This is a genomic window from Corynebacterium sp. HMSC05H05, from assembly GCF_001807265.1.
GTDB lineage: Bacteria > Actinomycetota > Actinomycetes > Mycobacteriales > Mycobacteriaceae > Corynebacterium.
This window is the reverse complement of sequence record NZ_KV788396.1, coordinates 83,304-102,257: the sequence shown is the minus strand read 5'-3', so window position 1 is coordinate 102,257 and position 18,954 is coordinate 83,304. Positions and strand designations below refer to the sequence as shown.

The 18,954-nt window shown below is 65.8% G+C and carries 16 protein-coding genes; 4 read left to right on the top strand and 12 right to left on the bottom strand.

Features of this window, described 5'->3' with window-relative positions; translation table 11 throughout:
• Positions 1-173: 173 nt before the first annotated feature.
• Positions 174-1,241 (bottom strand): CE1 family esterase, encoded by a 1,068-nt coding sequence (locus HMPREF3151_RS07335; protein WP_070474897.1) that lies wholly within the window; start codon positions 1,239-1,241, stop codon positions 174-176.
• Positions 1,242-1,317: 76 nt separating this feature from the next.
• On the opposite strand from HMPREF3151_RS07335, the gene HMPREF3151_RS07330 reads away from it, so the two are divergent.
• Complete coding sequence (locus tag HMPREF3151_RS07330) at positions 1,318-2,433, top strand: isochorismate synthase (RefSeq protein ID WP_070474896.1); 1,116 nt, start codon at positions 1,318-1,320, stop codon at positions 2,431-2,433.
• Here the strand turns inward: HMPREF3151_RS07330 and HMPREF3151_RS07325 are convergent, their stop codons facing one another.
• Genes HMPREF3151_RS07325 through HMPREF3151_RS07290 form a run of 8 tightly spaced genes read right to left on the bottom strand, consistent with a single transcriptional unit; the run spans position 2,434 to position 11,821 of the window.
• Positions 2,434-3,225 (bottom strand): fumarylacetoacetate hydrolase family protein, encoded by a 792-nt coding sequence (locus HMPREF3151_RS07325; protein ID WP_083290238.1) that lies wholly within the window; start codon positions 3,223-3,225, stop codon positions 2,434-2,436. It lies immediately after the preceding gene.
• A 34-nt stretch (positions 3,226-3,259) separates the two neighbouring features.
• Positions 3,260-3,826, bottom strand: coding sequence for an exonuclease domain-containing protein (locus tag HMPREF3151_RS07320; RefSeq protein ID WP_070474894.1), 567 nt, complete (start codon positions 3,824-3,826; stop codon positions 3,260-3,262).
• 1 nt (position 3,827) lies between these two features.
• Positions 3,828-5,702: a DUF294 nucleotidyltransferase-like domain-containing protein gene (locus HMPREF3151_RS07315; RefSeq protein ID WP_070474893.1), complete on the bottom strand. Its 1,875-nt coding sequence runs from the start codon at positions 5,700-5,702 to the stop codon at positions 3,828-3,830.
• A gap of 42 nt (positions 5,703-5,744) precedes the next feature.
• A complete protein-coding gene (locus tag HMPREF3151_RS07310) occupies positions 5,745-7,193 on the bottom strand; it encodes a cell wall-binding repeat 2 family protein (RefSeq protein ID WP_070474911.1) in 1,449 nt (482 codons plus the stop codon).
• A 10-nt stretch (positions 7,194-7,203) separates the two neighbouring features.
• A complete protein-coding gene (locus HMPREF3151_RS07305) occupies positions 7,204-8,220 on the bottom strand; it encodes a 3-isopropylmalate dehydrogenase (RefSeq protein ID WP_070474892.1) in 1,017 nt (338 codons plus the stop codon).
• A gap of 60 nt (positions 8,221-8,280) precedes the next feature.
• Positions 8,281-9,111 (bottom strand): hypothetical protein, encoded by an 831-nt coding sequence (locus HMPREF3151_RS07300; protein ID WP_246815231.1) that lies wholly within the window; start codon positions 9,109-9,111, stop codon positions 8,281-8,283.
• A 27-nt stretch (positions 9,112-9,138) separates the two neighbouring features.
• Positions 9,139-10,908 (bottom strand): DUF262 domain-containing protein, encoded by a 1,770-nt coding sequence (locus HMPREF3151_RS07295; protein WP_070474891.1) that lies wholly within the window; start codon positions 10,906-10,908, stop codon positions 9,139-9,141.
• Positions 10,909-10,930: 22 nt separating this feature from the next.
• On the bottom strand, positions 10,931-11,821 hold the full coding sequence (locus HMPREF3151_RS07290) for a cation diffusion facilitator family transporter (protein ID WP_070474890.1): 891 nt from the start codon (positions 11,819-11,821) through the stop codon (positions 10,931-10,933).
• 269 nt (positions 11,822-12,090) lie between these two features.
• On the opposite strand from HMPREF3151_RS07290, the gene HMPREF3151_RS07285 reads away from it, so the two are divergent.
• The gene (locus tag HMPREF3151_RS07285; RefSeq protein ID WP_070474889.1) at positions 12,091-12,687 is read left to right on the top strand and encodes a hypothetical protein; all 597 of its coding nucleotides are present in this window, start codon (positions 12,091-12,093) and stop codon (positions 12,685-12,687) included.
• A gap of 152 nt (positions 12,688-12,839) precedes the next feature.
• Here the strand turns inward: HMPREF3151_RS07285 and ilvC are convergent, their stop codons facing one another.
• From ilvC to HMPREF3151_RS07270, 3 genes are all read right to left on the bottom strand, one after another.
• Positions 12,840-13,856: a ketol-acid reductoisomerase gene (gene ilvC, locus HMPREF3151_RS07280; protein WP_070474888.1), complete on the bottom strand. Its 1,017-nt coding sequence runs from the start codon at positions 13,854-13,856 to the stop codon at positions 12,840-12,842.
• Between the two features lie 73 nt (positions 13,857-13,929).
• Positions 13,930-14,448 carry an acetolactate synthase small subunit gene (gene ilvN / locus HMPREF3151_RS07275; RefSeq protein WP_070474887.1) on the bottom strand — a complete coding sequence of 173 codons (519 nt, stop codon included), beginning with the start codon at positions 14,446-14,448 and terminating at the stop codon, positions 13,930-13,932.
• A 2-nt stretch (positions 14,449-14,450) separates the two neighbouring features.
• Entirely contained in the window at positions 14,451-16,244 is a 1,794-nt protein-coding gene (locus tag HMPREF3151_RS07270; protein ID WP_070474886.1) for an acetolactate synthase large subunit, read from the bottom strand.
• 312 nt (positions 16,245-16,556) lie between these two features.
• On the opposite strand from HMPREF3151_RS07270, the gene HMPREF3151_RS07265 reads away from it, so the two are divergent.
• Positions 16,557-17,105 (top strand): PH domain-containing protein, encoded by a 549-nt coding sequence (locus HMPREF3151_RS07265; protein ID WP_070474885.1) that lies wholly within the window; start codon positions 16,557-16,559, stop codon positions 17,103-17,105.
• A gap of 5 nt (positions 17,106-17,110) precedes the next feature.
• The gene (gene ilvD, locus HMPREF3151_RS07260) at positions 17,111-18,949 is read left to right on the top strand and encodes a dihydroxy-acid dehydratase (RefSeq protein WP_070474884.1); all 1,839 of its coding nucleotides are present in this window, start codon (positions 17,111-17,113) and stop codon (positions 18,947-18,949) included.
• The last annotated feature ends 5 nt before the right edge of the window (positions 18,950-18,954 follow it).

Here is an 18,954-nt window from a genome sequence, read left to right as displayed (position 1 = left end):
ACAACATTCTGCGACCGCAGAACCGGCACAACATGGTTTTGTAAAACTCGGCCTAGAACAAAGGCCAAAACCCAATACCCCCAGCTCCTTCCACCCCACTGTGGCCGAGTTTTACAAAACTGCGCCTTGACAGGCGCCCCGGGTCGCGCCCCGGGAGGCGCCTAGGTGGTGCGCTACTTGGAGTGGCGGGAGAGGAACGCCCACATTTCGTCGGCGGCGGACGGCGAGTACCACCAGTAGTGGTTGGAGCCGTGCACCTGGATCACTTCGACGCCTTTGCGGCAGCCGCGCGCGGAGACGCGGGTGGCGTTGTACAGCGGGGCGCGGTTGAGGCCGGGGCCGCAGCCGTTGCGGACGGCGTAGGAGCCGAATAGCTCCGGCACCGGCAGGACGCGCTGGCCGCGTCGGGTGGTGCCGTAGTACGGGGTGAGCGTGTCGTTCATGCCGTGGAGCGCCATGAATGCGATGGGCAGGTTCTGGCAACCCCGGTTCACCGGCGCATAGTAGGCACCGGATACACCTGCGACGCCGGCGAAAAGGTCCGCCATATGGCAGGCGGAGACTGCTGCCATGCCGCCGCCGGTGGACATGCCGGTGGCGTAGATGCGTCGGCGGTCGATGTTGTAGTAGCGCTGCACGTCGTTGATCATGGCGCGCACGTAGGCGATGTCCTGGCCGGGCCGGGTGGAGGCGGTCGGCGAGCCTTCCCAGGATGCGCCGATGGCTCGGGGGTAGACGATGATGGCGTCGCGCCCGACGGAGGATTCGCGCAGGCGGGAGGAGTTGCGGAAGTTTTCGGTGGAATCTTGGTAGGCGGAGTAGCCCACCATCACCGGCGTCGGGTTCGCCGGGTTGTAGCCTCGCGGCACCCAGATGAGGTAGCTGCGGCCGGCGGCATGGATCTCGCCGTTGGTGCCGTTTGCCACCGGCGCGGGGGCCTGGGGCGCCCAGGGCGCGGGGGCAGGCACCGGCGCCGGAGCGGGCAAAGGGTTGCGCGGGAGGGCCGAGCTGCCGGGGATGGTGTCGTTGGCCATCTGGACGAACTTGTTCCATTCGGCGTTGGCCTGGTTCACTGCATCGGCGGCAGCGCGGTTGGCGTCGTTGATCGCGCGGTTGACCTGCCCGTTGATTTGCGAGGACATGTCTTGGGCCCCAGCCTGCACCGGAGCGATCGCACTACCTGCGACGAGCAAGGCAGCGAGACCACCCGCAAGGCGTTTCACAATTTTCACATCGGCCACATTAACCCCACCTTTATGTATCAACAAGCGATACAGACGTGCGTGCACAGATGGGGGTTGGATAAAGTATCGTCACATGCCCACTTCCAGACCCGATAGCGCCCCAGACTTTCTGCTCTCGCGTGGCGACGGCTCCGTGCGCACCCAGGGTGCACTCCGCACCTTCGACGACGCGTGGGAGGCCGCGGACGCGATCGCGCGCGGCGAGGAAGAGATGATTGTCGGCGCACTGCCCTTCGACCACGACTGCCCGACGGCGCTCACGGTCCCCGAGCGGATCATCCGCGAGCCGGGTGCGCTCGAGCCGCACCCCTACTACCGCGTCGGCGAAGGCTCGAAGCTGCGCGCAATGCTTATCGACGTCGACCCGTCCCCGGCCGAGCACCTGCGCCGAGTCGAAGCCGCCATCTCGACGATCCAAAGCTCCGCCTTAGACAAAGTGGTGCTGGCGCGCGCGGTGGACATCGCCTTCGACCCTCCGGTGGATCCCCGCCTGGTCGCAGCACGACTGATCGACCTGTCGTACACGCACGACGGGTTCATCGCGGACCTCACCCCGTCGGGACGCGACGGGCATTTCCTCGTGGGGTCTTCACCAGAGGTGCTGGTGCGGCGGCGCGGCAACCGCGTCTGGTCGTTCCCCCTGGCCGGCTCCGCCGCCCGCGTGCCCGGCAATCCGGAGGCCGACCAGGCCGCGGCCAACTCGCTGCGCGATTCTGCGAAAGACTTGGACGAGCACCGCTTCGTGGTCGACCACATCCGCCGCATCCTCGCGCCGCTGTGCAGCGAACTCTCCGTCCCGGAACGCCCGCGGCTGGAAAAGACCAGCGAGATGTGGCACCTGGCCACACCGATCGAGGGCGTGCTGAAAGATCCCGCGCCGAGCGCGCTCGACCTCGCGCTGAGCCTGTACCCCACCCCCGCGGTCTGCGGCACCCCGCAGGCGGCGGCGGAAGCGTTGATCACCACCGCGGAATCGGACCGCGGATTCTACGCCGGCGCGGTGGGATACACGGACGCCGCCGGCGACGGCGAGTACATGGTGGCCATTCGCTGCGCCGAGGTCAACGGCGACGGCACCCGGGCACGCGCCTGGGCGGGCGGGGGTCTCACCGCCTACTCGGACCCGCAGGCCGAGCTCGACGAGACTTCGGCCAAGCTGCGCACAATCATGCGCGCGCTCGGCCTGTAGTTACGCCCGCTCGACCGGGTTGCCCAGCTTGCCGATGCCGGGGATCTCCACCTCGATGTAGTCGCCCGGGACCATCTCTGCGGTGCCGGCGGGCGAGCCGGTGGCGATGACGTCGCCAGGCAGCAGCGTGAAGGACTCGGAAACCCACTCCACCATCTCGCCGACGGACTTGATCATCTGGTTGGAGTTGGAGTCCTGCTTGGTCTCGGTGACACCGTTGTGGGTGTGGTGCGCCTTGATAGGCAGGTTGGCAAAGTCGAACTTCTCCAGGTCCGTTTCAATCCACGGGCCGATCGGGCCGAAGGTGTCGATGCCCTTTGCGCGGGCCCACTGGCCGTCGGCGAACTGCAGGTCGCGCGAGGACACGTCGTTGATGATGGTCACACCGCGGATGACAGACTTCCAGTCTGCAGCCTTCACGTTCTTGCAGGGCACGCCGACAACGAGCGCGAGCTCGCCCTCGAACTCCACGCCCGTGGCGTACTCCGGGATCTTGATGGCGGCACCCGGGCCCACCACTGCCGTGGATGGCTTGATAAAGATGGTCGGCGGCAGGTGCTCCGAGGATTGTTTGAACACTTCCGCCACGTGGTCGGCGTAGTTGCGCCCCACTGCCACCACCTTCGACGGGAGGGTCGGGGCAAGCAGGCGGACGTCCTCAAGCGGGTACTCTTTGCCGGTGTACTCGGGGTCGGTGAACGGGGTGCCAGCGATGGCTTTCGCGATCTTGCCCTCGTCGTCGATGACGGCGAACGTCATTCCTTCAGGTGTTGCAATTCGTCCAAAACGCATGTGACCGAGCATACAACTAATTACAAAAGTGGCGTTACCCGGATGCGGTCAACGCGAGATACAGCTCAGCGCACGCCACTGCGTCGGTCAGCGCGTTGTGGTTCGCGTACGCCGGCAGGTTATAACGCTGCCGCACCCTGGGCAAACGCAGGTCCTCCCCGCGCGGGTACGTGCCCATGCGCTCCATGTGACGCCGCTCCATAGCAAAGGTGTCCACCACCTCGCTGTCGTGCAGCCGCCACTTAGTCCCGCGCACATCCTGGTGCAACTTACCCAGAAACCCCGTTTCCATTTGCGCGAAGTGCGCGAGCAGTTTCCGCCCCTCAAGCGCAGCCAACAACGCGTCGAGCACCTCTGCAGGCTCCCGGCCAAGCGACGCCACCTCGTCGTCCGTTACACCATGCAGGGTGGCGGAGTCCCCCACGTCCGCGCCCCGCAGCACGAAGGATTCCGCGCCGGCCAGGTCGATCACCTGCCCGTTGACCGGCACCCACCCCACGGACACCAGCTGCGACCGCTCAGGCTTAAGCCCCGTGGTTTCGACGTCCACGGCGAGCAGTGCGCCGTCGATAAGCTTGCGCTTCTTCGGACCGAACAGCATCTCACACCGCCCTGGTCGGGTACGCGGTGGACAGCGCGTTCTGCAGCGACTTGATCACGCCGAACGCATCCCGCAGCGCCGCGCGGTCGCGCCCTGGCAGTTGCTTCGGGTCGATGCGGTAGTTCGGCGTCTCGCCCGCGCGCACCTGAGCGGACTGGTGGCGCATGGCCAGGTCGGCGAGGTACTCGTAGGCGTCCAGAAGATCCGCCGCCCCCTTCGCGGAAACCGGACCGCCGGCAGCGCCACGCAGGCGTGCGATGGTGTCCACCTCGTCCACCTCGTCCACCCCGGCCGCGATGGCGTACAGTCGCGCCATCTGCACCACCGCCGCGGTGCCGCCGCGCTTAATGTCCAGCGTGTGGGCGTATTCGCCGCTGCGCTCGAGCACGAACCCGCGGAAGAAGCCCACCGGCGGCTCGCGGAAGGTAGCCAGCGCCGCCAGGTGCGTGTGCAGGCGGCGCGAGCCGTGCGCGGACGCCAGCGCGCCAGAGCGCACCCGCGCCGCCATGTCCTGCCAGCCATCGCCGAAACCGAAAACGGCGCGGAAATCGAAGAACACCTGCGCATGCAGCAACGCGTCCGGCTTCGGCGCGGTGACCCAGCCGTGGAAGGTGCGGCCCCACTCGCTTTCCGTCTTCCGCCACTGCGGCGAAGACGCCATCATGTCGCCCGGGCACAACGCCTGGCCAGCGCGGGCGAGGCCTTCGCAGACGAACGTGCTGAGCTCGGCGAAGTATTCTCCGTGCTGCGCGGCGTCGTAGGCATCCGCGAGCACAAGCGCGTTGTCCTGGTCGCTGGCCGGGCCCATCTCCCCGCGCGCCTGCGACCCGACCGCAACGAACGCGAAGGGCACAGGCGGGGGCCCAAGCTTCTCGACGGCTAAAGTGCCCAACCGTTTCGCCACCGCGTCCGCGATCGAGGTGAGCAACCTCTGCATCTCGGCAGCCGAGGCGCCGCGCTCGAAAAACCGCACCGCGACCCGTGCCGCGTCCCGGTACGCGCCGTCCAGCTCTTCCAGCGAGGCCCGCGCCACGTCGGCCGCGAGGTAGATCGGGTCCGCCTGCAACTGGCGCATGATGTCCGCGGCGGTGACCACGCCCACCACCTGGCCCTGGCCGGCGACCGGCAGGTGGTGGATGCCCAGCTCGCTCATGGTCAGCATCGCCTCAAACACGAGCGCGTTGGGCGCAATGGTGCGCACCGGGCTGGTCATCACATCCGCCACGGGCCTGGACGTGTCCACACCGCCTGCGACCACGCGCGAACGCATGTCAGCGTCGGTGATGATGCCGGCGACCTCCTGCCCGTCGGTGATGATCAGGCTGCTGATGCCCTCCTCGCCCATCGCGCGAGCAGCCTCTGCGATGCTCACGCCCCTGTCCCGCGTGACCGGCTCGCGCCCGGAAAAGATCTCGCGCAACGGGGTGCGCAGCACGTCGGTGGCGCCGGTGTCGCGCACCTCGTCAGCGGCGGCGCGCACGCGGCGCGAGGCGGTCTGGAAAAACCTGCCCAGATCCGGGAACTGTTCCAGCAGCTCGAGAAATGCCTCCCGCGGGAGCATGAGCAGGATGCTGTCTTCCACCGCCTGCATGAGGTACGCGGACTCGCGCTCGCCCACCAGCGTGGAGTAGCCGAAGTTCAGTCCGGCCTCGCGCCGGTCCAGCAGCAAATTGTCCTCGCTGACGACGTCTACCGCCCCGGAGCGAATGACGTAGAGCGTGTCGTTGGGCTGGCCCACCTCCACAACAGTTTGGCCGCGGCGGACGTAGGTGATGCCCATCTGCGCGGGAAGGGCGCGCAGGGTGGCCTCGGGCAGCGTCGAGAAGGGCTCGTGCTGGGCGAGGAAACTGTAGACCTCTTCAAGCTCCACACTCATGGAGCAAGAGTATCGCGGAGCTGCTCCCGATACCGGCGGTTTCTACTGGTAGCTGACAAACCACGGACGGGGGTTGACGTCGCGGTAGGTCTGCTCCGGGCTGAAGGTCGGGAAGTCCTCGTCGAAGAAGTTCTTCCACGCCATGAAAAAGTTCGGGTCTAGGCCTTCGCGCAGGACGTTCCAGGTGTCGAACTTCTGCTCCGGTCCACCGTGGCCGTCGGCGTGCAGGACCCAGGCGAGCTCCGGCTGGCCGGTGACGATGTTTTCGCGGTCCGGGTACATGGCCACGTTGAACTGGTGCAGGATCATCGCCTTCTGCGGCAGGTTGTTGTCGCGGACGAGCTGGGCGAGCCAGTCCGCCACCTCGTTGATCTCGCCGGAGGTGGCACTGCCGATGCGCGACAGCGGCTGCTCGCCCGGGTTGAGCTTCCACTCTGCGTCCAGCGCCAGGCCGACGTTCGGGCGCTTGAGCAGCTCCTCGTAGATCTTGGCCTGCTCGAGGAAGCTGCCCTGACCGGGCTGCAGGTCGATCACGGCGTAGCCGCCAGCGTCCACGATCGCGTCGACGTATGGCACCAGGTCCTCCATCGGCGTCTCGTTGGAGAAGTTGCCGTCGTCGCCCGGGCCTCCGGAGGCAACCGTGGCGATAATCTCGAACGCGGGGACGACCGGCTCGTCGCTAAACGGCTGGTAGTCCTCGGCGTACTTCTTCGCCAGTTCCACCGCCGCCGCCGGATCCTGCTCACCCATCACTCCCAGGTCCGGGCCGTACGGGTGTCCGTAGAGCGCCACCATGCGGCGTCCCGGGAACACCAGACCGCCGCCGCCGGGCAGCTCGCCGCCCTCCGCCAGCGCCGCACGCGCCTGGAAGTTTTCCGTGTCGCCCCACTGGCGGCCCAGTGCGAGGGTGTCCTGGTCGGAGACGGTGCGCATACTGTCCGCCGTGGCGCGCGGATCCGGCGCGGCCAGCACCTGCACCTCGGCACCGGCAGCGCGCGCCGTGGCCACAGACGCGCGCGAGGATTTCGCCGTGGCAAACACCGGCGGCATGGTCAGTTCGCTCGGATTCTGAGCTTCCAATTCGGCGATGACCGCAACATCGTCGGCCGGTTCGGCAGAAGCGACCGCCTCGGCGCCTTCTTCATCGCCCGGCACGTTGATCACGCGCGTCGCTCCCAGTCGCTCGATCTCGCCGTCGACGGCGGCATCGGCGCCGTCGAGACGCACGAGCATCGGCGCCCCGAGCTCAACCGCAACAGCTGCGGCCTTGAGCTGCTGGTCGCGCTCCTTGGCAGAGACCACCACCGTCTCCGAAGAATCGAAGAGGCGCTGCGAGACCTCGACACCGGTGCCGTCGGCATCCTGGATGACCTCGTCACCGTTGGTTTCGAGCGCGGCTGGCTGCCCGAGCCCGCCCTCTGTGCTGCTGCAGCTGGTCAACACCAGTGCGGTTGCGGTCAGTACGGCGGGGATCGTGCGGGTCACATGCATGCGCACAACCCTACTTCAGGGCGGCGGCGATCCGGTCACCCACTTCGGCAGTTCGCACCTTCGCGTCGCCACGCTCCGAGACATCGCGCTCGACGGCATCCTCGATGCGCGCGGCGTTGCCCTCGTCGCCAAGGAAGCGCAGCATCGTGGCCACAGACAGGATCATCGCGGTGGGGTCCGCAATGCCCTGGCCGGCGATGTCCGGGGCGGAGCCGTGGACGGGCTCGAACATGGAGGGGAACTCCTTGGCGGCGTTGATGTTGCCGGAGCTGGCGAGACCCACGCCACCTGCGACGGCGCCGGCGAGGTCGGTGAGGATGTCGCCGAAGAGGTTGTCGGTGACGATGACGTCGTAGCGCTGCGGGTCCTGCACCATGTAGATCGTCGCGGCGTCGATGTGGTTGTAGTCCACCTCGACCTGCGGAAACTCGGCCGCGATCTCGTCGACGACGCGCTGCCACAGCCCGCCGGCGTTCACCAGCACGTTGGTCTTGTGCACCAGCGTGAGCTTCTTGCGGCGCGTCATGGCCAGCTCGAAGGCGTAGCGCACCACGCGCGAAACACCGTGGTAGGTGTTCTGGGAGACCTCGGAGGCCACCTCGTGCCCGGTCCCCTGGCGCAGAGTGCCGCCATTGCCGGCGTAGAGGCCCTCGGTGCCCTCGCGCACCACCACGAAGTCGATCTCCCCGGGGTTGGCCAGCGGGCTGACCGACGACGGGTACAGCCGCGACGGGCGGAGGTTGACGTAGTGGTCGAGTGTGAAGCGCAGCGGCAGCAGCAGGCCGCGCTCGAGCACACCGGCTGGCACGCGCTCCGGGTCACCGATGGCGCCGAGCAGGATTGCGTCGTGCTCTTTCAGCGCAGCCAGGTCCGCGTCCGTGAGCAGTTCGCCGTTTCGCAGGTAGCGGCGGGCGCCGAGGTCGAAATCAGTGGTCTCCACGTCGTCGCGCACGGTGTGGAGGACCTTCAGCCCCTCCGTCATGACTTCCGGTCCGATACCGTCTCCTGCGAGCACTGCAATTTTCATATACTGAAACCCTCTTCTCACATAGTAGAAAACAGCCTCAGGGTATCACTTCACACAGCGCTAGTACGCCGCTTCCGCCTCCCGGATCCGGTCGATCAACTGAGCGGAGGTGCCGAACTGGCTCCCCAGCGCGACCAATGGGCGCTCAGCCAGCCCAGCCATGGCGAACAGGGTCTGCTCGCTCTTGCGCGGATCCGCCAACGGCACAACGGTCACATCCGCGCCGTAACTACGCGCGTTTGCCACTGACGGGATGGACGACTCCCAGGTGGCAACCACCCGCGGTGCCATATTGGCATCGCGGCGGGACTGAATGGGGAAGGGTTCCGGATTCGCCGCGGGCAACACCGACGGGTCCGCCCATTGAGCGCGCAGCCACATCGGCTCGCGCTGGTGCAGGCTGGAAACCTCACGCACCGCCTCCTGCGGCGTGGCGACGGTGTGCTCCCGGTAGCGCAGCGCAGTCATCTGTTCTAATGCCCGCAGCCCGCCAGGGTCGCGCTGCACGCTCACCGCACCTTTCGACGGCGCAATGGCCACGTCTCCCACAGTGAGCACGTTCACAGTGCGCATATCCGCAATCATCTGCACGTACTCGGCGTGACGGGTGGGGTCGTACACCATCATCGGCGCGTTCGTGGTGACCGCGATGGACGCCGCGCGCAGCTGCGCTTCGACGGAGGTGTCGCTGAGCACAAGCGTCTCAGACGTCGGGAAGAACAGCTTGGTGGTTTTGATGCCGAGGACGTCATCGACGACCTCCGGCTCGCCCGCGAACAGCTTCCCCACGTGCTTGGATTGGTTCACGCCGCGGGCACGCTCGAGCGGACTCAACTGCGCCTCGGGAGCACAGGACGTCAGCATCGCGGAGGCAACGACGACGGTTGCCACCCCCGTGATTATTGTCGCTTTTGCCACTTACGCCTCGCCCGGCTCCCAGTCGCGCTCGGCGGCACGGTCCATGGCGTACTCGATTATGCCCACGAAACGCTCGCGCCTGTCAGCCACGAAGCCCTCCCAGTCAGAGGCCAGAAGTAGTTCTGGATCCATCTCGTGGCCGTCAAGCATGGCGTCGAACTCGTCGTCTTCCAGCAGGGACTTCGACTGCAGCCGGGGCAGGTAGCGCTTCGGCTCGTTGCGCTCAATGACCACGTCAGTGCGCCGGCCCATCGGCGTGCGGTTCAGTACCGAATCAACCAGCTGCGGATCCTTCTCCAGCGCACCGGTGACGGCCAGGTATTCCGCCGGGAACACCTGGCGGAAGCGGGGCTGCAGCTGCTCCACCGTTTCCGCGGTAAACAGTTCCGCGGTGCGCCAATCACGTGCGCCGCGGGCCATGAGCAGCGAGTACAGGCCGCGGTAGATGCCGCTGTCCGGGCCGGCTGTGCGCAGGCGGGACTCAAAAAATCGCGCCTCGGCCACCGTGCGGGGCAGCTCGTCTGTATCTCCACGCACCCACGGCGTCACCTCAGTCACGTCCAAGCCAATCCGGATGGTGGGCGCGTGAGCACCGTACAGTTCGCCGAACACACCGCACCAGAACCAGCGGTTGAGCCGGTCGGCCGCACCTTCGCGCTCGAGTGCGCCCGAATCCTCAGCCAGGCGCGCCAGGATCACCGCGAGCGGGATCAGCTGGGCTGGATACGGCACCTGGTCCGCGTAAACGACGCGGCGCTCCTCCAAAAACCTCGCGGCGGCGAGGAAACCGTCCAGCATTTCGCCTGCGTGCGTCCGGTACTGCTCCAGCGAAATGTCCAGGATGTCGCCGCGGTGGCCCCGCGCGGAGCCCCTCCTGCTGGTCAGCAGCAGCGACAGCGCGCGCAGAAACTCCACTCGCCCCACGCTGTCCAGCACGGGGTGCTCGCGCAGCTTGTGCTCCGTATCCCGCCAGTTCTCCGCCAGCACAAACGACGGGTCCTCGGAGGCGAACACCGCCGTGAGCAGCTCGAAGACGTCCATCTGCACGCCGGCAGAGTTGGCGAACGCGAAGATCTGACCAACGCCCGCCTGCGTGGTTTCGCGGTCCACGCGGATCACCGGCACGTCGTACGCCGGAAGCCCACGCATCACTTGGTTGACAAAGTGCTTGACCGCGTCGCGCAGCTGCTCGTCTTCGGTGCTCGCGGCCATGTCCACAAGCAAGTCGTTGCCCTCGGTCCACAGCAGCATGCTTACCGGGATGACACCGTTATTTATATAGGCCTCGCGCGAATTCAGCGCACCGTCGACGTCCGGCCCGAAGTGGGAGCGCACCTGGCCCTGCTCATCCACCGCGAATAGTGCCTCCACTGGCATTGGGTCTGCGGACACTGCTACGCGCACGTCCACCATGAAGCGCCGGCGGATCGGCCGGCCCAGGTAGTCCACGGTGTGGACCTCGCCGTCGTTCTTGAACGCCTGGTAGAGCGAGGTCAGGCGCTGCTGTCCGTCCAGAAGCAACAGCCCGGGGGCGACGCCTTCCACCACTACACCTTCGAGCGGGCGCGGCTTGAAACGCTGCTCCGTGTTGCGCGTATCCAGGGCGAGGAACGAGCCCACCGGGTAGCCGCGCAGCACGGAAGTCACCAGGGTGCGAACCCTGTCGACGTCCCATAGGTACTCCCGCTGAAAGTCAGGCAGCTGCAGCTCTCCCCGCCCCGCGCGGGAAAACAGGTCTTTGAGTGAGTAGCTCGGCGTGGTGAAACCCATGTCTCCCAAGCGTAGTGCAGTTTCAGCACACCTTCTCGTGACCGATGTGCTCAGGAGGTTCAATCTGCACCGTCGCGTGCTCCACCCCAAGGTGCGCCAGCGTGTCCTGCACCCGGTCCAGCAGCTGGTCGCGGTCCACCCCGGGGCCCGCCACCACGTGCACCGTGGCTAATACGCTCACCCCGTCCAGCGACCACAGGTGCAGGTCGTGCGTATCCGTCGCCCCTTCGACCTGCCGTAGTGCGCGCTCCACTTCGTCCGCATCGAACCCCGCAGGGACGTGTTCGAGCATCACCCGGGCCGAGCGCACCATCAGCTGCCAAGCCCGCGGCAGCACCAGTGCCGCAATAACCAGGGAGGCAACCACGTCAGCACCGGTAAACCCGGTCCACGCAATCACCGCGCCAGCCACCAGCACTGCGACGGAGCCGAACATATCCACCAGCACGTGTAAGTACGCGCCCTGCACGTTGATCGAGCCCTCCCGGTGGCGCGAGAGCACCCATGCCGAAGCAGCGTTCGCGATCAGGCCAATCATCGCGATGACCATCATCGGTCCTGTTTCCACCGGTTGCGGGTCGCGCAACCTGCGCACCGCCTCGACCACGATCCAGATGGAAATTGCCAGCACAGTGGCCGCGTTGATCAGTGCAGCGAGCACTTCCACGCGCCGGTAGCCGTACGTCGCGGTTGCGGAAGCGGCCTTTTGTCCGACGATGATGGCAAGAAGGGAGATGATCAGCCCCGCGGCGTCGGAAAGCATGTGCATCGCGTCCGCGAGTAGAGCCATCGACCCAGAGAGCCATCCGCCGACAACTTCCGCGACGAAAACCGTGCCGGTGATCGCCAGTGCGACTGCGAGCGCGCGTCTCGGAGCGCCGTGGGCGTGGTCGTGGTTGTGGTGATCGTGCATTTCGGTCCCTTTCACATTGCCTCTCGACGACCTACGGTATGCACCTTTTCGCTTAATGACAACTTATTGAAAACTATTCCTTTTGCACCCCGCCACCCCGGGAGTCCTCGGAAAACACCGGACGAAATGAGACGTCTAGCACATATTTTCCCGCGGTGCTTGCGAAAGTTTTGTTACAGTGGGCGGTCGTTCACCGCGGATGCTGGCACAGCCTTGCGTCCGACGGAAACGTTATGCCAGCACTTGTGTTAGCACGAAAGGAATTTACAATGAACAACCCCATCGACCCGAAGCGCAACCCGAAGGACTTCGCCAACGACGCTAAGGACTTCGGCAAGGACAAGGCCCAGGACGCGAAGAACCTCGGCCAGGACAAGCTGAACGACGTGCGTGGCCGCGGCGACATCGAGGGCGCCGACCGCGTTAAGGACGTCAACGTCGACCGCACCAACGTCGAGCCGGACAAGGATGTCCGCGTTGAGCGCACCACCACCGAGCGCACCGCCGCTACCCCGGCCCGCTCCACCGCAGGTTCCACCGCGGTGACTGAGGAGTCCAACAGCGGCGGCGGCTGGTGGAAGTGGCTGCTGGGCATCCTGGTCGCACTGCTGCTGCTGTGGCTGCTGTGGTCCCTGTTCTCCGGCGACAACGATGAGGGCGAAACCGTCACCTCCACCACCACCGCCGCAACCGAGGTTGTCTCCGAGACCACCACCGTCGAGGGTGGCGCGGAGGAGTCCGCAGCTGAGGGCGCTGAGGAGTCCGCAGCTGAGCCGGCAGACGAGACGGTCACCGAGACCAACATCGTCGACGAGATCACCGAGACCCTCGCACCGGAGGGCGCTGAGGCTGAGGCGACCAACTAGTCGCTAACAACCCTTTACCCCGCGTCTCCCAAATTGAGAGGGCGGGGTTTTCTCGTGCGGGACCGCTGCGGGACCGCTGCGGGATCGCTGCGGGATCGCACACGAAAAACGCGGCGGAGACCTCAGGCCTCCGCCGCGTGGTCGCTGCCTGTTTAGCGAGCGGTGTCGGTGAGCGGGTTCTTGACCCAGCTCATCATGTCGCGTAGCTCTTCGCCGGTCTTTTCAATCGGGTGCTCGGAGACCTTCGCGCGCAGGTCCTCCAGCTCCTTGTTGCCACCTTCGACGTTGGCAACGAGGCGCTTGGTGAAGGTGCCGTCCTGGATGTCCTTCAGGATCTCGCGCATGCGGTCCTTTGCGCCTGCGTCGATGACGCGCGGGCCGGAGAGGTAGCCGCCGAACTCCGCGGTGTCGGAGATGGAGTAGTTCATGTTGGCCAGGCCGCCTTCGTAGATCAGGTCCACGATCAACTTCATCTCGTGCAGGCACTCGAAGTACGCCATCTCCGGTTCGTAGCCTGCCTCGGTCAGCACCTCGAAGCCGGACATGATCAGGTCCTCCAGGCCGCCGCAAAGCACGGCCTGCTCGCCGAACAGGTCGGTGACGGTCTCAGCTTCGAAAGTGGTCGGGATGACACCTGCGCGTGCGCCGCCGATTGCCGCGGCGTAGGACAGGGCGAGTTCCTTACCGTTGCCCTGCGGGTCCTGCTCCACTGCGATCAGCGCCGGCACGCCCTTGCCGTCTGCGAAGGTGCGGCGGACCAGGTGGCCCGGGCCCTTCGGCGCGACCATGGCGACGGTGATGTTGTCCGCAGGCTTGATCAGGTCGAAGTGGATGTTCAGGCCGTGGCCGAAGAACAGTGCGTCGCCGTCCTTGAGGTTCGGCTCGATATCCTCGGTGAAGATCTGGGCCTGGGAGGTGTCCGGGGCCAGCAGCATGATCACGTCGGCCCACTCTGCGGCCTCCGCGTTGGTCTTGACCTCGAAGCCTGCTTCGCGCGCCTTGTCGGCGGACTTGGAGCCTTCGCGGAGGCCCACAACCACCTCGACGCCGGATTCGCGCAGGTTCTGCGCGTGGGCGTGGCCCTGGGAGCCGTAGCCGATGATGGCGACCTTCTTGTCCTGGATCAGGGACAGGTCTGCATCGTTGTCGTAGAGAACGTCGATTGCCATGTGTGCGTCACTTCCTTCATTCTGTGAGACGGTTATTTCACATTATGACACAACCGCCTCGAGTTGTTGAGAGTTACTCGGACTTTGCCATTGTCTTAGATCCGCGCGAGAGCGCCACCGAACCGGAGCGAGCCAGCTCGCGGATGCCGAAGGTATCCATCACCTCAAGAAATGCCTTGAGCTTGGCGGAATTGCCGGTGGCCTCGATGATCACGGAGTCCACCGCCACGTCGATCACGCGGGCGCGGAACAGGTTGGCGGCGTCCACCACCTGCGGACGGGTCAGGTTATCCGCGTTGACTTTCACCAGAAGGAGCTGCCGGCCCACAGACGTGGCGTCGTCAAGCTCGAGCACCTTGTGCACCTGGATGAGCTTGTACAGCTGCTTGGTGATCTGCTCGACCGCATGGGGCGTGGCGTCCACGACGACGGTGAGGCGGTTGATGCCGTCTTTCGCCGTCTTCGCGGAGACGAGGGAGACCAGGTTGTAGCCGCGGCGGGTAAACAGCGCGGTGACGCGGGTGATGATGCCGTCGACGTCGTCGACGAGCACCGACAGTGTGTGGCGGGTGATCTGTTCGGGCTGTGTCATGGTTAGTTTCCCTCCTGCTCGAGCGCTTCGATGGTGTCGTTGATGGCCTCCGGCGTCTCCGCCGCAGACTCGTCCTCGCCGAAGAACGGGCGCATTCCTCGCGCATACTCGATGTCGGAGTTGGAAGTGCCGGCGGCGATCATCGGCCACACCTGCGCGTCCTCCCCGACGACGAACTCCACCACCACCGGGCGGTCGTTGATCTCGCGGGCGCGCTGAATCGCCTCCTCCACCTCGTCGGCGGAGGTGACGCGGAACGACACCGCGCCGAGCGCCTCGGACAGCTTCACAAAGTCCGGGACGTAGACCTCGCCGCCGAGCTTGGTGTGCGAATAGTTGCCGTCGTAGAACAGTGTCTGCCACTGGCGCACCATGCCCAGGTTGCCGTTGTTGATCAACGCGACCTTGATGGGGAATCCCTCGAGGGCGGCGGTGGTGATCTCCTGGTTGGTCATCTGGAAACAGCCGTCGCCGTCGATGGCCCAGACCTCTTTGTCCGGCATCGCCGCCTTCGCCCCCATCGCGGCCGGGATGGAAAAGCCCATCGTTCCTGCGCCGCCTGAGTTGATCCAGTGCCGCGGCTTGTCGTAGTCGATGAACTGGGCCGCCCACATCTGGTGCTGGCCCACACCGGAGACGTAGATCGCATCAGACCCGGCGGTCTTCGACAGCGTCTCCAGCACGTACTGCGGCGCCAGCGTGCCGTCGGTGTGCGTGTCATAGCCGCGCGGGAAGCGCTCTTTCAAATCCATCAAGCGCTCGATCCACGGCTCAATGCTGGGCGCCTTGACCTTTCCTTTCTCGCCGAAGTAGTCGGTGAGCTCGGACAGGACCCGCTTCGCGTCGCCGACGATGGGCACGTCCACCGGGCGGATCTTGCCCACCTCGGCCGGGTCGATGTCGGCGTGGATGACCTTCGCGTGCGGGGCAAAGGTCTCGGTGTCGCCGGTGACGCGGTCGTCGAAACGCGCGCCGATCGCGATAAGCAGGTCGGACTCCTGGAACGCGCCCACCGCCGGCACAGTGCCGTGCATGCCCGGCATGCCCAGGTACAGCGGGTGGTCGTGGGGGAACGTCCCGAGCGCCATCAGGGTGGTCACCACCGGGATACCGCTGGCCTCCACAAACTTCGCCAGCTGCTTATGCGCGTTCGCCTTGACCACGCCGCCTCCGATGTAGAGCACCGGGCGCTTCGCCTTGGAGATCATCTTCGCGGCCTGCGCGATCTGCCGGTTGTGCGGCTTCGTGTTCGGCTTATAGCCCGGCAGGTCCACCTTCGGGGGCCAGGCGAACTCGATCTCCGCGTTCTGCACATCCTTCGGGATGTCCACCAGCACCGGGCCAGGGCGGCCGGTGGAGGCGATATGGAACGCTGTGGCGATTGCGCTGGGGATCTCCTCAGCCTTGGTCACCATGAGGTTGTGCTTGGTAATCGGCATGGTCACACCGCGGATGTCCGCTTCCTGGAAGGCGTCGGTGCCCAACAGCGGCGAGCCGACCTGTCCGGTGATTGCCACCATCGGCACCGAATCCAAGTAGGCGTCGGCGATCGGGGTGACCAGGTTGGTCGCACCCGGTCCTGAGGTGGCGATGCACACGCCCACGTTGCCGGAGGCCACCGCGTAGCCTTCCGCTGCGTGGCCTGCGCCTTGCTCGTGGCGCACCAGTACGTGGCGTAGTTTCTCGGCGCGGAACAGCGCGTCGTAAAGCGGGAGCACTGCACCACCGGGCAGACCGAATACGATCTCGGTGCCCAGTTCCTCGAGGCTGCGCACGACGGCGTCCGCACCCGTCATGCGTTCGGGCTTTCTTTTCTCTGAAGCTGCCACGTGAAGGCTCCTTGTTAGCTCGACTGTGCTTGTTATCGCGATCTCATACAACAAAAGCCCCCGACGAGCGTCGTGCTCTCGAGGGCGCTTGGTGTGTCAGCGGCGTGTAAAACGCACCCGCTACGGCAAGCGCCGTCGGGAGAGAATAATTACAAGTCGCTCGTTGATCACGATTTAGAACTGTAGTGGCCCAGGCAACGTCGCGGGGGTTTTTATTCAAGTATTTAAATTGCGGGCTATTGCCTATCGACGCACCAAAGGTGACTACCATCCCCAACTATGACTGACACGCCGGAGCACACCCAGCACGTTTTCAAGCCGACGCGCGAGCACATCCTCGCCATCGTGCTCGCCACCGGCATCGCCCTCATGGGCATCCTCTGGGCACCGAAGTACCTGGCCTGGCTGCTGATCTTCCCCGCCATTTGGCTGGCGTGGGTGCTCGTCTCCTCCACCACCGTGGACGAGCGCGGCATTACCGCCAAATACCTGGTGCGCAAGAACGTCACCCTGCCGTGGCGCGACCTGAAGGGCCTCGCTTTCAAGGGCCCTGACGTTAGCGCGGTGACCGTCAATGGCACGGAGCACCCGCTGCCAGGCGTGACCTTCAATTCCCTTCCCGACCTGGCTGAGGCATCCAACGGCCGCATCACCGACGTGATCACAGCCGCCCAGGAGGCGGCCGACGGCAAGTACGAAATCATCGACAAGGGCGGCCACAAGGTGCTGCTCACCCGCGAAGAGTACGACGCCTACGTTGCCGAGCACCCGGACCTGCCGGGACCGCGCCCCTCCGCGCCAGCTTCCACCCCAGAGAATAAGGAGTAAGTACCGTGATCCCGCTTCGCTCCCGCGTCACCACCATCGGCCGCCAGGCCGCAGGCGCCCGCGCTCTGTGGCGCGCCACCGGCACCGGCGAAAACGAGTTTGGTAAGCCGATCGTGGCGATTGTGAACTCCTACACCCAGTTCGTGCCGGGGCACGTGCACCTGAAAGAAGTCGGCGACATTGTCGCGGACGCCGTGCGCGCAGCTGGCGGCGTGCCCAAGGAGTTCAACACTATCGCCGTCGACGACGGCATCGCCATGGGGCACTCCGGCATGCTGTATTCCCTGCCGTCCCGCGAGATCATCACCGACTCGGTCGAGTACATGGTTAACGCGCACACTGTCGACGCCATGGTGTGCATCTCCAACTGCGACAAGATCACCCCGGGCATGCTCAACGCGGCGATGCGTCTGAACATCCCGGCCGTGTTCGTCTCGGGCGGCCCCATGGAAGCTGGCAAGGCGTTCTCTGTCGGCGGGGTGACCAAGCCGAAGTCCGACCTCATCGACGCCATCGCGCTGTCCGCCAACGACGGCGTGTCCGACGACGAGCTCGACGCAATCGCCAACAACGCCTGCCCCACCTGCGGCTCTTGCTCCGGCATGTTCACCGCGAACTCCATGAACTGCCTCACCGAGGCGCTCGGCCTGTCCCTGCCGGGCAACGGCACCACGCTTGCCACCCACACCGCGCGCCGCGAACTGTTTGAAAAGGCCGGCCGCACCGTCATGGAGCTGTGCGAGCGCTACTACGGCCAGGGCGACGAATCCGTCCTGCCGCGCAACGTCGCCAACGTGCACGCCTTCCGCAACGCCATGGCGCTGGACATGGCCATGGGCGGCTCCACCAACACCATCCTGCACATCCTCGCCGCCGCCCAAGAGGGCGGCATCGACTTCGACCTGCACGACATCGACGATCTGTCCCACCAGATCCCGTGCCTGTCCAAGGTGGCGCCGAACGGCGAGGCCCACGTCGAAGACGTCCACCGCGCCGGCGGCATCCCGGCGATTCTGGGCGAGCTCAACCGCGCTGGCCTGCTGCATGCGGATGTGCACTCGATCGCGTACCCGTCGTTAAGCGAATGGCTCTCCGACTGGGACATCCGCGGCGGGGATGCGACCGAGGAGGCGCTGGAGCTGTACCACGCCGCGCCCGGCGGCGAGCGCACCACGAAGGCGTTCTCCCAGAGCGCCCGCTGGGCCGAGCTGGACACCGACGCGGCAAACGGCGTCATCCACGACGTCGAGCACCCGTTCACCTCCGACGGCGGCTTGGTGGTGCTGCGCGGCAACCTTGCACCCGACGGCGCGATTTTGAAGACCGCCGGCGTCGAAGAGGGCCTGTGGGAATTCACCGGTCCCGCGCGCGTGGTGGACTCGCAAGAGCAGGCCGTTTCCATGATCCTCAACCGCGAAGTGCTCGAAGGCGAGGTTGTGGTGATCCGCTACGAAGGCCCCGCGGGCGGGCCGGGCATGCAGGAGATGCTTCACCCGACGTCGTTCCTCAAGGGCGCAGGCTTGGGCAAGAAGTGCGCGCTGATCACGGACGGACGCTTCTCCGGCGGCACCTCCGGGCTGTCCATCGGCCACATCTCCCCTGAGGCCGCGGCCGGCGGCCTGATCGGCCTGATTGAAAACGGCGACACCATCTCCATCTCCGTGTCCAACCGCGAGCTGAAGCTCGATGTCGACGAGGCAGAGCTGCAACAGCGCCGTGAAACGATGGAAGCCTCCGACACCCCCTGGACGCCGAACCGCGTCCGTGAGGTGTCGAAGGCTCTGCGCGCGTACGCGAAGATGGCCACCAGCGCCGACAAGGGCGCGGTGCGCCTTGTCGACTAACGAGT

Coding starts and splice junctions, on each gene's coding strand:
- ilvC (WP_070474888.1), bottom strand. CDS start 13,856: ATGGCAATCGACGTTCTCTACGACAACGATGCAGACCTGTCCCTGATC.
- HMPREF3151_RS07270 (WP_070474886.1), bottom strand. CDS start 16,244: ATGACGGGTGCGGACGCCGTCGTGCGCAGCCTCGAGGAACTGGGCACC.
- HMPREF3151_RS07305 (WP_070474892.1), bottom strand. CDS start 8,220: ATGAAAATTGCAGTGCTCGCAGGAGACGGTATCGGACCGGAAGTCATG.
- HMPREF3151_RS07325 (WP_083290238.1), bottom strand. CDS start 3,225: ATGCGTTTTGGACGAATTGCAACACCTGAAGGAATGACGTTCGCCGTC.
- HMPREF3151_RS07320 (WP_070474894.1), bottom strand. CDS start 3,826: ATGCTGTTCGGTCCGAAGAAGCGCAAGCTTATCGACGGCGCACTGCTC.
- HMPREF3151_RS07265 (WP_070474885.1), top strand. CDS start 16,557: ATGACTGACACGCCGGAGCACACCCAGCACGTTTTCAAGCCGACGCGC.
- HMPREF3151_RS07295 (WP_070474891.1), bottom strand. CDS start 10,908: ATGGGTTTCACCACGCCGAGCTACTCACTCAAAGACCTGTTTTCCCGC.
- HMPREF3151_RS07285 (WP_070474889.1), top strand. CDS start 12,091: ATGAACAACCCCATCGACCCGAAGCGCAACCCGAAGGACTTCGCCAAC.
- HMPREF3151_RS07310 (WP_070474911.1), bottom strand. CDS start 7,193: ATGCATGTGACCCGCACGATCCCCGCCGTACTGACCGCAACCGCACTG.
- HMPREF3151_RS07330 (WP_070474896.1), top strand. CDS start 1,318: ATGCCCACTTCCAGACCCGATAGCGCCCCAGACTTTCTGCTCTCGCGT.
- HMPREF3151_RS07290 (WP_070474890.1), bottom strand. CDS start 11,821: ATGCACGATCACCACAACCACGACCACGCCCACGGCGCTCCGAGACGC.
- ilvN (WP_070474887.1), bottom strand. CDS start 14,448: ATGACACAGCCCGAACAGATCACCCGCCACACACTGTCGGTGCTCGTC.
- HMPREF3151_RS07315 (WP_070474893.1), bottom strand. CDS start 5,702: ATGAGTGTGGAGCTTGAAGAGGTCTACAGTTTCCTCGCCCAGCACGAG.